Genomic DNA, 12,668 nt, shown 5'->3' with positions numbered 1-12,668 from the left:
GCTCACGGCGGGTTAGCATGACGGGATGCGATTCGATCTCGTCGACCTGCGTCTTTTCGTGAACATCTGCGATGCTGGCAGCATTGCCGGCGGGGCGGCGCGCAGCCACCTCGCGGCGCAATCCGCAAGCGATCGCGTGCTCGCGATGGAGGCGGCGCTGGGCGCGCCGCTGCTGCTGCGAGACCGGCGCGGCGTGCGCGCGACCGAAGCCGGGCACACGCTGCTGCGTCACGCGCGGGTCATCCTGCGGCAGGCCGAGCACATGGTGGGCGAATTGAGCGCCCACGCGCAGGGCTTGCGCACGCACGTGCGGCTGCTCTGCAATGCGGCTGCCATGGCCGAGTACCTGCCCGAAGCGCTGGGCGCCTTCCTGCGCGAGCAACCTGGCGTGTCGCTCGACGTCGAGACGCGGGCCAGCGTAGACATCGTGCGGGCGGTACGTGAAGGTCAGGCCGATCTCGGCCTGCTCGCGAGTTCGGCCGATCTGGCGGGGCTCGCCTGCCGATCCGTGCGCGAAGACGCACTGCAGGTGCTGGTGCCGCGAAGGCACCGCCTGGCAGGCCAGGGGGAGGCGTCGCTCGCGGACATCGTCGATGCCGATCTCGTCGGCCTGGAGCGCGACAACCCTTTGCAGGCACACATCGACGCGCAGGCGGCCAAGGCGGGACGTCGCCTGGCCTATCGCGTGCGTCTGGGCAGCTTCGATGCCGTGTCGCGCATGGTGGCAGCCGGCATCGGGCTGGCGGTGCTGCCCCGCACGGCCGCCGTGCGCGCGCAGGCTGCCTGGCCGGTGGAGGCGCTCACGCTTGCGGAGCCCTGGGCGCAGCGCTGGCTGATCGCGTGCGCGCGGGATTTCGCGGCGTTGCCGCCGCTCACCCGGGCGCTGGCGGACGCGCTCGCGCCCGCTGGTGAGGGCGACGCCACCGCATGAAGCGGATGGGCGTGATCAGGCCTGACGCATCATGTAGAGACCGAGCAGGATCAGCGCCACGAAAAAGCCACGCTTGAACGTGCTTTCGCTCACGCGACGGCGGATGTGCTGCCCGACCCACATGCCCAGGATGGCGGGGACGAGATACACGAGCGAGCTGCCGATGCGCGAGGCATCCAGCACGCCGCCGGTGCCCAGGCCCGCCATGAGCGCGAGCGTGGCCGCGCAGAACGCGATGCCCATGGCCTGCACCATGCGGTCCTTCTCCAGCCCGAGCGATTGGAGGTAGGGCACCAAGGGCACCACGAAGATGCCAGTGGCGGCCGTGATGGCGCCCGTGAGGTAGCCCACGATGGGCGAGAGCCAGACTTCATGCCGGCCCGGCGGCGGCAACCGCCGCGCGACGAGCGCCCAGAGCCCGTAGACAACCAGAATGATGCCGAGGGCGGCCTCGGCGCTGCGGTCCGTGTCGCCCAGGCTCGGCAGGCCATTGAAGGTGGCCCCGACGAAGAGCCCGACGATCAGGCCCGCCAGCCGTCGGAGCAGCGGCCGGAACGTGGCGAGCGGCATCAGCTGCCAGAGATTCGTGATGATCGTGGGCATGAGCAGCAGGTTGGCTGCGGCCGCGGGCGGCATCACGAGCGTGAGCAGGCCCATGGCCACGGTGGGCATGCCCAGGCCGATGACACCCTTGACCAGGCCGGCGGCGAGAAACACGAGGCTGGCGATGAGGAGGAGGGTAGCGGTATCCACGAGCGAGGCTCCGGCGGGCAGGACGTGCAGGGATTGTGGCGTGCCCGCTGGGATGCGGTCCAGCCGGATTCCCCGGGGGCTGGCGCAGGCCGGACCGGCGCCGCGCCCACCCGGTATGATGCCTTGCACGCCCCGTGTCGAGGGCGCAATCGAGGAAGGACGTGGCCCCCCGTGATCTGTGACGACCTCCTGCGCGAGCAGATTCGCAAGCGACTGGCAGGCTTCACCCGCCTCGCCGCGGCGCCTGGCGAGCAGCGTGCGGCGGCCGTGGCCGTGGCCGTGACCCAGACAGGGCACGGGGCCGATCTGCCGGGCATGCCGATGTTCGACGCCTGGCAGTGCGACCCGGCGCTGATCCTCACGCGGCGGGCTGGCAGTCTGCGTCATCATGCGGGTCAGTGGGCATTGCCCGGCGGGCGCGTGGATGATGCCGAGAGCGCCCAAGCGGCCGCCTTGCGCGAGCTCGACGAGGAAGTGGGCCTACGGCTCGCCCCGCCTGACATCCTTGGCTTGCTGGACGATTACGTCACGCGCTCGGGTTTTGTCATCACGCCTGTGGTGGTGTGGGCCGGCGCGGCGCGCGGGATTGCCCCCAACCCCGGCGAAGTCGCCAGCCTGCATCGCATTTCGGTGAGCGAATTCGAGCGCGAGGATTCGCCGCGGCTGGATCCGGGCGAGCTGCCCGGGCAGCCCGTGCTGCGCATGCCTGTGGGCAACAGCTGGATCGCCGCGCCCACCGCTGCCGTCCTGTACCAGTTTCGCGAAGTGTGTCTTGCAGGCCGTGCCACCCGCGTGGCGCACTTCGATCAACCGGCCTTTGCCTGGCGCTGACGGCGTTCAGTCGGTCGGTTCATGCGGCGAGATCGCCCATGCCGCGCGGCGTCAGGTAGCGGGCGCGCTTGGCCGGCTTGACCCGGGCAAGGTCCACGCGGATCAGCCCATCGACGGTGCCGGCGAAGGCAGGGTCGGTGCCAAAGCCGAGAAAGCTCACGCCGCCGGGTTCGCAGAAGTCGACATATTGTTTGTAGAGCGCTGGAATGCGCGTGCCCAGGCGCTGCAACTCGCTTTGCAGCACGAGGCGCGCGGCCTCCGCATCGAGCTCGCCGAAGGCGGGCGGCACGCCGGAGAACTGGAAGGGGTGCGGAGAGCGTGCAAGCTCTCGCGGCTCGCCAAAGTAGCGGCTGTAGTAGCCCACCATCCATTCGCGCGCCTCGCGCGGCAGCGCCGGGCTGATCGAGACCGGCCCGAAGAGATAGCGGGCTTGGGGATGCTGACGCAGCCACGCACCGATGCCGTACCACAGCGAATCGAGACTGCGCCCGCCCTGATAGGCCGGTGCCACGAAGCTGCGGCCGAGTTCCACCCCCGCATGCACCATCTCGAGCAACGCGGGATCAAAGGCGAAGAGGCTCGCGCTGTAGAGGCCTGCCAGCCCGCGTTCGGCCAGCACGCGCGCGCCCGACGCCGCGCGGTAGGCGCCAGCGATCTCGCCCGCGGCAGCATCCCATAGCACGATGTGCTCGTACCAGCTGTCGTAGGGGTCGGTGTCCATCCGTCTGCCGGTGCCTTCACCCGCCTGGCGAAAGCTCAGCTCGCGCAGCCGGGCGATCTCGCGCAGCAAGGGCGCGTCGGTGGCGAGCGGGCCGGCATGGATACGCTTGCCGTCCGCGGTCTCACCCAGCAGCGGGAGGCTGTCCAGGTCGGCACGCAGGGCGCGCAGGTTGGTGCGATGGACGACGGCGCGCGGTGCCTGCCACACGGGCTGCGGCCGGGCGAGCGTATCGACGGCTCGCCGCACCGCCTCGCTCGCCGCGCGTCGGTCGCGCCCCATCTGCGCGAGCAGCGCCGTCGAATCCACCGGGTCGGCTACGCGCAGCATCACCCGGGTGCCGCGGCGGGCGAAGAGCTCACGCGGCAGTAGCGTGGTGCTGAGCGGCCGGTACAGCGCCGAGGCGCCGTAGAAGAGCGCCGAATTGCGTCCTTCGATGCGCACCGGAAGGATCGGCGCCTGCGCGGCCTGGGCCATGCGCACGAAGCCCGGCCGCCAGCTGCCGTCACGCACGCCGCGCCAGTCCCAGCGGGACACCTCGCCCGCGGGAAACACGATGACCGCGCCATCCGCCTCCAGCGTGTCGCGCACCGCGGCGAGTTGCGTGGCCGAGGCTCGGCCTTCGAGCACGGGAATCGGGATGAGCAGATCGGCCAGGCCGCCCAGCCAGCCCAGGATGTCGTTGGCCACGATGCGCACGTCGCGACGCACGCTGCCCACGCAGGCGAGCAGGGCGAGCGCATCGATGCCGCCCATGGGGTGGTTGGCCGCGATCACGACGCGTCCCGTCTCGGGAATGCGTTGTCGCTCGACCTGGTCCACAAGGTACCGACAATCCAGATGCTCCAGGGCGGCCTCCACGAAGGCCAGGCCGCGCAGGTGCGCGTGCTCGGCGAGAAAGGCGTCGATGGCATCGAGCCGTGCCACCTTCGACAGCCCCCGGAACAGCGGCCGGGCGAGCTGGGCGCGCCGACCTTCGAACCAATGCGCAAAACGCGACTCGACCTGTGCCTGCAACGTACCCATCGACGCCAACCTGCGGTAGTGGAGATGGTGCGAACGCTAGGCCTTGTGTGTTGCAGGAGCGTGAACGCGACGGTGGCGGTTTACGCAGAATTGACGCGCTCGGGCCTCGCGTGAATGGAGACTTTACGGCCGTCGGACAGATACTTCGTGTCAGCCGACGCACTCCGCGGGCGGCGTGCCGGGCCGGTCTGAGCGTGTCCGGCGCCGATGCGATCTGGATACCGATCATGATGGAAGCTGGCATTGTCCTGGCCCTTGCGCTGGGGCTTGGATGGCCGCTGGGACGTTACCTGGCGGCGGTGATGGCAGGCGGGCCGATGCGTGGGGATGCGCTCTTCCTGCCGATCGAACGTCGGCTCTATGCCGTGTTGGGGACGGACCCGCGCCAGTCCATGGGCTGGCGGACCTACGCGGCGGCATTCCTGCTCAGCAACCTCGTGCTGGGCGTCGTCGTGCTCCTGCTCTTCATGACCCAGGGCTCGCTGCCGCTCAACCCGAATGGCGCGTCGAACCTGCGCTGGGATCTCGCGCTGCACACGATGGTGTCGTTCCTCACGAACACCAACCAGCAGCATTACGCCGGGCAGGCACAATTGTCCTACCTTTCGCAGATGCTGGGCGTGGTGACGCTGCAGATGGTCACGCCCATGATGGGCCTGGCCGTTCTCGTGGCAACGCTGCGCGGGTTGACGGGCATGCGTGGGGCTGGCGCGCAGGATGTCCCCGTGGCGCTCGGCAACTACTGGGCGGACGTGATCCGCCCGACCCTGCGATTCCTGATGCCGCTGTGCCTGGCGTTCTCGGTGGTGCTCACCAGCCAGGGCGTGCCGGCGACATTCTCGGGCGGGCCTGCGGCCACACCGCTGGATGCGACGGCGGGCATGGTCGAACAGACAATTCCGCCGGGCCCGGTGGCGCCGATGGTGGCCGTCAAGCAGCTCGGCACGAACGGCGGCGGCTGGTACGGCCCCAACAGCACCGTCGCGTTGGAGAATCCCACGCCAATCTCGAACCTGCTGGAGACGCTGGCCATCGTGCTGATCCCGGTGAGCCTCGTCTTCATGCTTGGCCGATTTACCGGCAGACCGCGATTCACGCTGCTGGTGCTGGGCACCATGCTCACGATGTCGGTCGCATCGGCCGGCCTGGCGATGTGGAGCGAGACCGCACCTGGCGCGAGCCCGACGGCCGCGGCGATGCTGGCCGAAGGCAAGGAAGTCCGCCTCGGCGCGCCGGCGTCGGCGCTCTGGGCAGCACTCACCACCCAGACTTCGAACGGCTCGGTCAACGCGATGATGGATTCCGTGGCGCCGCTCACGGGCCTGGTCGCCATCACGAACATGCTCATCAACGCGATCTGGGGCGGGATCGGCTGCGGCCTGCAGCAATTCCTCGTGTATCTGCTGCTGAGCGTCTTTCTCGCCGGGCTCATGACCGGCCGCACGCCTGAGCTCTTTGGCCGCCGCATCGAAGCGCCCGAGGTGCGGCTGCTCGCGGTGCTGGTCCTGCTGCAGCCCCTCGTGCTGCTGGGACTGACCGCGGCCGCGCTCACGATCCCTGGCGTGGCAGGCACGTCGAACCCCGGCTTTCACGGCGTGAGCCAGGTGTTCTACGAGTACGTATCGGCGTTCGCCAACAACGGCTCCGGCATGGAAGGGCTGGCCGATGGCACGCCCTGGTGGAACCTCACGGCCACGCTGGCCCTCATGCTCGGGCGGTATCCCGCGCTGCTGATTCCGCTCGCGATCGCTGCAATGCTTGCGGGCAAGCGCGCAGTGCCCGAGAGCGTGGGCAGCCTGCGCGTAGAGACGCCGACCTTCGCACTCATGGTCGTGGCGGTCATCGCGATCCTGACGCTGCTGCAGTTCCTGCCGGTACTCGTGCTCGGGCCGATCGCCGAGCATCTGACCTTGTCGATTCATTGAGGGCGCTGCCATGACGACCCAGCCATCTTCTGCCGGCGCGCACAGTGCCGTGCGTATTCTCCTGGAGGCGCTACGCAAGCTCGCGCCGAATCACATGCTGCGCAACCCCGTCATGGGCGTCGTGTGGGCAGGCACGCTCGTCACCGCCGCTGCCACACTGGCGGGCAAGGCCCCTGCAGGGTTCGGGGCGGCCGTGACGGCCATTCTCTTTCTCACTGTGCTGTTCGGCAATGTTGCCGAAGCGATGGCGGAATCCCGCGGTCGCGGCCAGGCCGCGGCCCTGCGCCGAGCCCGCGAGGATCTCGTGGCCTGCCGGCTCGATGCCAGCGGCCAGGGCACGCGCATGCCGGCCACCGAGCTGCGGGCTGGCGATCTGGTGCGCGTGAACGCCGGCGAAGCTGTTCCTGCCGATGGCGAAGTCATCGAGGGCATGGCCAGCGTGAACGAGGCGGCCGTGACGGGCGAGTCCGCACCCGTGCTGCGCGAGGCGGGCACGGACCGATCCGGCGTGATCGGTGGCACGCAGGTGCTCTCGGACAGCATTGTCGTACGTGTGACGGCCGAGGCCGGCGACAGCTTTCTGGATCGCATGATCGGACTGGTCGAGGGCGCGAATCGCCAGAAGACGCCCAACGAGGTGGCGCTCGGCATCTTGCTTGGCACGATGACGATCACGTTCCTCATCGTTGTCGTGACACTGCCACTGATCGGCAGTGCGGTGGGCGTGGAGCCGGATCTCGTGCTGCTCGTGGCCTTGCTGGTGTGCCTCATCCCCACGACGATCGGCGGGCTGCTGCCCGCGATCGGCATCGCCGGCATGAACCGTGCGCTGCGGGCCAACGTGCTCGCCAAATCCGGCAAGGCGGTCGAGGTGGCGGGCGATATCGACGTTCTGCTGCTGGACAAGACCGGCACGATCACCTATGGTGATCGGCAGGCGACGGCCTTCCTGCCGCTCAGCCGTGTATCGGCCACGCGCTTGCGCGACGCGGCACTGCTCGCCTCGCTTGGCGACCCGACCCCGGAGGGCAAGTCCATCGTCAAGCTCGCGCAGGCCCAGGGGGCGATGGGCGCTGCCGATCCGCACGCCACGCTGGTGCCGTTCTCGGCGCAGACACGGCTCTCCGGCGTGGACTTGCCAGATGGCCGCTGCCTGCGCAAAGGCGCGCTGGACGCGGTCGTGCGCCACGTCGAGCGCCTGGGCGGGATCGTGCCCACCGATGTGCAGGGCCATGTGGATGGGGTGGCGCGCGAGGGGGCCACGCCCCTGGTCGTGAGCGATGGCAGCGTCGTGCTGGGCGTGATCGCGCTGGCGGATGTCGTCAAACCCGGCATCACGGAGCGCTTTGCCCGGCTGCGGGCGATGGGCGTGCGCACGGTCATGGTGACGGGGGACAATCCGCTCACCGCCGCGAGCATCGCTGCGCAAGCGGGCGTGGACGACTACGTGGCCGAGGCACGCCCAGAGGACAAGCTCGCCCGCATTCGCGCAGAGCAAGCCTCGGGGCGGCTCGTGGCGATGGTGGGTGACGGCACCAACGACGCGCCAGCGCTGGCGCAGGCCGACGTGGGGCTGGCGATGAATGCCGGCACGCAGGCCGCGCGAGAAGCCGGCAACATGGTGGATCTGGACAGCGATCCCACCAAGCTCCTGGCGGTGGTCGAAATCGGCAAGCAGCAGCTCATCACGCGTGGCGCGTTGACGACCTTCTCGCTCGCCAACGACGTCTCGAAGTACTTCGCCATCCTGCCAGCGCTCTTTGCCAGTGCGATTCCCGCGCTCGCCGCGTTCAACGTGATGCAGCTCGCCACGCCGGCCACCGCGGTGATCTCGGCACTCATCTTCAATGCGCTGGTGATCCCGATGCTGATCCCCCTCGCATTGCGCGGGGTGCGCGTGCGCGCGGCCGGGGCCACGCGCCTGCTGCGTCACAACCTGCTGGTCTATGGCGCGGGCGGCATCCTGCTGCCTTTCATCGGCATCAAGGCCATCGATCTGGTCCTGTCGTTCTTCCTTGTCTCGTTGTAGGGGTATTGCATGATGTCGTCATCGTCTTTCGGGTCTGCCACCGGCACCCCCATGCCTGCGAGGAGTCACTCGGGCCTGTGGCGCGCGGCGCTCGGCTTCGCGGGGCTGGCCCTCACCGGGGCGGGCCTGTTGTACCCGCTCGCGGGCGTGGGCCTGGGCCAGGTCGCCTTCCATGCTGCGGCCAATGGATCGATCCTCATGCACGAGGGGCGGGCGGTGGGCTCGATGCTTGTCGCGCAGCCCTTTGCGGCCGACCGCTATTTCCAACCGCGACCCTCGGCAGCCGGCTATGACCCCATGGCGCTCGCGGGCAGCAACCAGGCGCGCAGCCATCCGGCCCTGGCCGAGCGCATCGAGGCCACGCGTGCGCAGATCGCGCAGCGCGAGCGCGTCGATCCGGCTGACGTGCCGGCCGATCTGCTCACGCAGTCGGGCTCGGGCACCGATCCGCACATCAGCCCGGCTGCGGCCCGCATTCAGGTGGTGCGCGTGGCCGCCGCGCGCGGGATGACGCCGGCCCAGGTGCAACGTGTGGTCGATGCGCAGACCGAGCCGCCCTCGCTGGGTGTGCTGGGCGAGGCGCGGGTGAACGTGCTGGCGCTGAACCTGGCGCTGGAAGCCAGCCCGGCCGGGCGGCCGCATCCATGAATGAGCCCGGTCTGCCTGGCACGGGTCCGTGGCGAGCATGGGACGCGTGCCGTTGCGGGGCGGTTCAGGTATCGTGTCCAGCGCCGGTGCGAGCTCGCCCGGCGACGCCGCTTCACCAGGAGTGAGCAGGCATGGCCGCCGAGCAGACTGAACACGCAGACGTCCTGATGCGCGCGCTGGCGCGCCAGGATGCAGGACGCCTGACGGTGTTCCTGGGCGCCGCACCAGGCGTGGGCAAGACCTACGCCATGCTGGCGCGCGCACGCGAGCTCCAGCGGCAGGGCGTGGATGTCGTCATCGGCATCGTGGAAACGCACGGCCGCAGCGAAACCCAGGCGATGGCCGATGGCCTGGCTGTGCAGCAGCGCCGCACCACGGTGCACCGCGGGCAATCTCTGCAGGATCTGGATCTGGATGGTCTGCTGGCTCGGCGTCCTGCCGTGGCGCTGGTCGACGAGCTCGCGCATCGCAATGTGCCTGGCAGCCGCCATGAGCGCCGATGGCAGGACGTGCTGGAGCTGCTCGATGCGGGCATCGACGTGTACACGACCGTCAACGTCCAGCATCTCGAAAGCCTGAACGACATCGTGCATCAGATCACCGGCATTCGCGTGACCGAGACGGTGCCAGATGCGATGTTCGCGCGCTTGCGGGACATCCGGCTGGTCGATCTGCCGGCGAGCGATCTCATCGAGCGCTTGAAGGCCGGCAAGGTGTACTTGCCCGAGCAGGCAGCGCATGCCCTTCAGGCGTTCTTCTCGCCCTCGAATCTTGCCGCCCTGCGCGAGCTCGCCATGCAGACGGTGGCGAGCCATGTCGACGCGGATCTGCAGGAGACCCGGACGGTGCTTGGGCTGGAGCGCGTCCCGTTGCGGCACCATGTATTGATTGCAGTGGATGGTCAGGGGCAGTCTTCGTACCTCGTTCGCGCCGGTGCGCGCATGGCCGAGCGGCGCGGCGCATCATGGTCGGTGGTCACGGTGCAGCGCGGCCCGATGGACAGCGCCCGGCCCGAGGCGTCTATCGATGGTGCCCAGACGCAGCCGCCGCAACGCGAGATCGATGCGGCCTTCGCCCTGGCACGCAGTCTGGGCGGGCAGACGGTCGTCGTGCATGACACTGACGTGGTTCGAGGGCTGCTCGATGCGGCCGAGGCACGCGGGGCGCGCGCCATCGTGATCGGACGCACGCGCAATCGGCCGATCGCGCGGGCGTTCAATCGCACCCTCACGCAGCAAATGCTGCAGCAGGGATCTCGCTACGAGCTCACCATCGTGAGCACGCCGCAGGCTCGCCTGCGAAGCCGGCGTTGGCCCTCGCTCGGAGCAGGTTGGCTGCGACTTCGCGATCTCTGGCACATCGGCGCGGCCAGCGTGGGTGCAGGCTTGGCCGCCGTGCTGGGGGAACGTTGGCTCGACCTGGCCGACGTGTCCCCGATCTTCCTTGTCGCGGTCGTCCTGGTGGCCTCGCGCACCCGCATGTCGGCCGCCGTGGCCACCGCGGTGCTCTGCTTTCTCGCCTACGACTACTTCTTCATCGAGCCGCGTTTCACGCTGCGCATCGGCGCCACGCAGGGGCTTGCCACCGTCTTGCTGTTCCTTGCCGCGGCGCTCATCGCTGGCCGCCTTGCCGCAAGACTACGCCAGCAGGTGGTGGCCTTGCGGGCGGCCAACGCGCACGCCAGTGCCTTGCAGGCACTCGGCCGTCAGCTCGCGCAGGCGGCCGATCTCGGCCAGGTGCTGACAGCAGGCGTGCAGGCGCTGCGCAGCACGCTCAAGGCCGACGTGTGTATCCGTGTGCATGGCGCCAGCGCCGCGGCACCACTCACCGTCACCTTGACCGACAAGGACCAGCGCGCGGCGGACTGGACTGCGCGGCATGGCCAGCCGAGCGGACGCTTCACCGACACGCTCACGCAGTCGCCCTGGTGGTTCCTGCCCGTGCGTGTGGCGCCGGATACGGTCGGCGTCGTTGGCCTGCGTCTGCCCCCCGAGGCTGCGCCGCCGCTCTACGAGCACGAAAGGTTGGTGCAAGGCATGGTCGAGGATATCGGGCAGGCGGCAGTACGCGCGCGCCTGGTCGCTGAGCTCGAAACCACGCGCGTGACGGCCGAGACCGAACGCCTGCGCTCGGCGCTGCTGTCTTCCGTGTCGCACGATTTGCGCTCACCCCTGGCTGCCATGATCGGGTCGGCCGACAGCCTGGCGCGCTATGGCGATGCGATGAGTCCGGAAGATCGTGAGAGCCTTCTCAGCATGATCAGGCTCGATGGCGAGCGACTGGATCGCTACATCCAGAATCTCCTGGACATGACCCGGCTCGGCCACGAGGGCTTGGCACTTGCGCGCGACTGGATCGGTGTCGACGAGCTGGTAGGGTCGGCGTCGCGGCGGCTGCAGCGCTACGAGCCGCAGGTGCGCATCGTGCATGACATCGCGCCGGGCCTGCCCCTCATCCACGTGCATCCTGCGCTGATCGAGCAGGCGCTCTTCAATGTCATGGAGAATGCGGCGAAGTTCGCGCCGCCGGGCGAACCGATCCAGGTGCGCGTCGGACGCACGGCCGACGGCGAGCTTGGCATCGACGTCATGGACGGCGGGCCGGGGATTCCCGCTGCCGAGCGTCACCGGGTCTTCGACATGTTCTACAGTGTGGAGCGCGGCGATCGTGGCCGGCACGGCACGGGCCTCGGGCTCACGATCGTGCAGGGCATCATCGGCGCCCACCTGGGCCGTGTCGAGGCACTGCCCGGGCCGCACGGCCGGGGCACCACCATCCGGCTGATCCTGCCCTGGGGTGCTGACGCCCCGCCTGGAGATTCTGGCGCATGATCACGCCGCCTGCCGCTCGCGCCCCGCGCATCCTGGTCATCGATGACGAGCCGCACATCCGCAAGTTCCTCGACATCAGCCTGCGCGCGCAGGGCTACGCCACGCGGCTCGCGGGCAGCGGCCGGGACGGGCTTGCCGTACTGGCCAGCCAGGGCGCTGAACTCGTCATCCTGGATCTGGGCCTGCCGGACGAGGACGGGCATGACGTGCTCACCGAGTTGCGCGGGTGGTCCGACATTCCGGTGATCGTGCTGACGGTGCGAGCGGGTGAGGAAGAGAAGGTGCGTCTGCTGGACGCGGGCGCGAACGACTACGTGACTAAGCCCTTTGGCCTGGATGAGCTCATGGCGCGCATCCGAGTCTGCCTGCGGGCCGGCGTCTCGCGCGAGGCGGGCGGCCCGGTGTTCGACGATGGCTGCCTGCGGGTGGATCTCGCGCTGCGCCAGGTGCGCCTCGATGGCCACGTGGTGACGCTCACGCGCAAAGAGTACGCCTTGCTGGCGCTGCTGGTGCGTCAACCCGGCCGCCTCGTGACGCAGACTCAGCTCTTGCGAGAACTCTGGGGTCCGTCGCACGATGCGGATACGCATTATCTGCGGGTGCTCGTGGGCAAGCTGCGTCATAAGCTGGGCGACGACGCCTCGGCCCCGCGCTACATCCTGACCGAGCCGGGCGTAGGGCTCCGACTCATCGCGCGAGAGCCGGCGTCCGAAGATTGATCCTCGGCGCTGTCGCCCCTCAGGCGGCAACCGTGGCGACCGCGAGTCGCCGTCTGAGCTCCGGCACACACGAGCCGCATCCCGTACCACAGCCCAGTTCGCGCCTGAGCCCGTCCAGGTCCAGGCCCGTGTCGATCCCCGCCTGGATCGCTACGTCCGTCACGCTGCGGCAGGCGCAGACGATGCGCGCGCGAACTGCCGGCGCGCTGCGGCCTGCCAGCAGCGCGGTCACGCTCGCGGGTGCCGGGGCGCCGTCG

10 protein-coding genes are annotated in these 12,668 nt (G+C 69.4%); 7 read left to right on the top strand and 3 right to left on the bottom strand.

The window, feature by feature from the left end; genetic code table 11:
- Nucleotides 1–25: 25 nt before the first annotated feature.
- Nucleotides 26–931: a LysR substrate-binding domain-containing protein gene (locus IMZ29_RS06950; protein WP_216182077.1), complete on the top strand. Its 906-nt coding sequence runs from the start codon at nt 26–28 to the stop codon at nt 929–931.
- 15 nt (nt 932–946) lie between these two features.
- On the opposite strand, the gene IMZ29_RS06945 is transcribed toward IMZ29_RS06950, so the two are convergent.
- Nucleotides 947–1,684, bottom strand: coding sequence for a sulfite exporter TauE/SafE family protein (locus IMZ29_RS06945; RefSeq protein ID WP_216182075.1), 738 nt, complete (start codon nt 1,682–1,684; stop codon nt 947–949).
- Between the two features lie 171 nt (nt 1,685–1,855).
- On the opposite strand from IMZ29_RS06945, the gene IMZ29_RS06940 reads away from it, so the two are divergent.
- Nucleotides 1,856–2,515 (top strand): NUDIX hydrolase, encoded by a 660-nt coding sequence (locus IMZ29_RS06940; RefSeq protein ID WP_371820147.1) that lies wholly within the window; start codon nt 1,856–1,858, stop codon nt 2,513–2,515.
- A 19-nt stretch (nt 2,516–2,534) separates the two neighbouring features.
- On the opposite strand, the gene olsF is transcribed toward IMZ29_RS06940, so the two are convergent.
- On the bottom strand, nt 2,535–4,259 hold the full coding sequence (olsF, locus tag IMZ29_RS06935) for a bifunctional ornithine lipid synthase OlsF (RefSeq protein ID WP_216182073.1): 1,725 nt from the start codon (nt 4,257–4,259) through the stop codon (nt 2,535–2,537).
- 227 nt (nt 4,260–4,486) lie between these two features.
- Between olsF and kdpA the strand changes: the two genes are divergently transcribed.
- The 5 genes from kdpA (at nt 4,487) to IMZ29_RS06910 (ending at nt 12,411) form a co-directional block, all read left to right on the top strand.
- Nucleotides 4,487–6,184, top strand: a complete 1,698-nt coding sequence (kdpA, locus tag IMZ29_RS06930) for a potassium-transporting ATPase subunit KdpA (RefSeq protein ID WP_216182071.1) — start codon at nt 4,487–4,489, stop codon at nt 6,182–6,184.
- A 10-nt stretch (nt 6,185–6,194) separates the two neighbouring features.
- Nucleotides 6,195–8,213, top strand: a complete 2,019-nt coding sequence (gene kdpB, locus IMZ29_RS06925) for a potassium-transporting ATPase subunit KdpB (RefSeq protein WP_216182069.1) — start codon at nt 6,195–6,197, stop codon at nt 8,211–8,213.
- 51 nt (nt 8,214–8,264) lie between these two features.
- Nucleotides 8,265–8,861, top strand: a complete 597-nt coding sequence (gene kdpC, locus IMZ29_RS06920) for a potassium-transporting ATPase subunit KdpC (RefSeq protein ID WP_216182067.1) — start codon at nt 8,265–8,267, stop codon at nt 8,859–8,861.
- A gap of 131 nt (nt 8,862–8,992) precedes the next feature.
- On the top strand, nt 8,993–11,692 hold the full coding sequence (locus IMZ29_RS06915) for an ATP-binding protein (RefSeq protein WP_216182065.1): 2,700 nt from the start codon (nt 8,993–8,995) through the stop codon (nt 11,690–11,692).
- The gene (locus tag IMZ29_RS06910; RefSeq protein ID WP_216182063.1) at nt 11,689–12,411 is read left to right on the top strand and encodes a response regulator; all 723 of its coding nucleotides are present in this window, start codon (nt 11,689–11,691) and stop codon (nt 12,409–12,411) included. Before IMZ29_RS06915 ends, IMZ29_RS06910 begins: the two co-directional genes overlap by 4 nt.
- Before the next feature lie 19 nt (nt 12,412–12,430).
- Here IMZ29_RS06910 and IMZ29_RS06905 read toward each other — a convergent pair.
- A partial coding sequence (locus IMZ29_RS06905) for a (2Fe-2S)-binding protein (protein ID WP_216182061.1) occupies nt 12,431–12,668 on the bottom strand: 238 nt, incomplete at its 5' end.

This window comes from Verticiella alkaliphila (assembly GCF_018904615.1).
Taxonomy (GTDB): Bacteria; Pseudomonadota; Gammaproteobacteria; order Burkholderiales; family Burkholderiaceae_B; genus Verticiella; species Verticiella alkaliphila.
The sequence above is the reverse complement of the archived record's forward strand: the minus strand, read 5'-3'. Positions and strand labels throughout refer to the sequence as shown.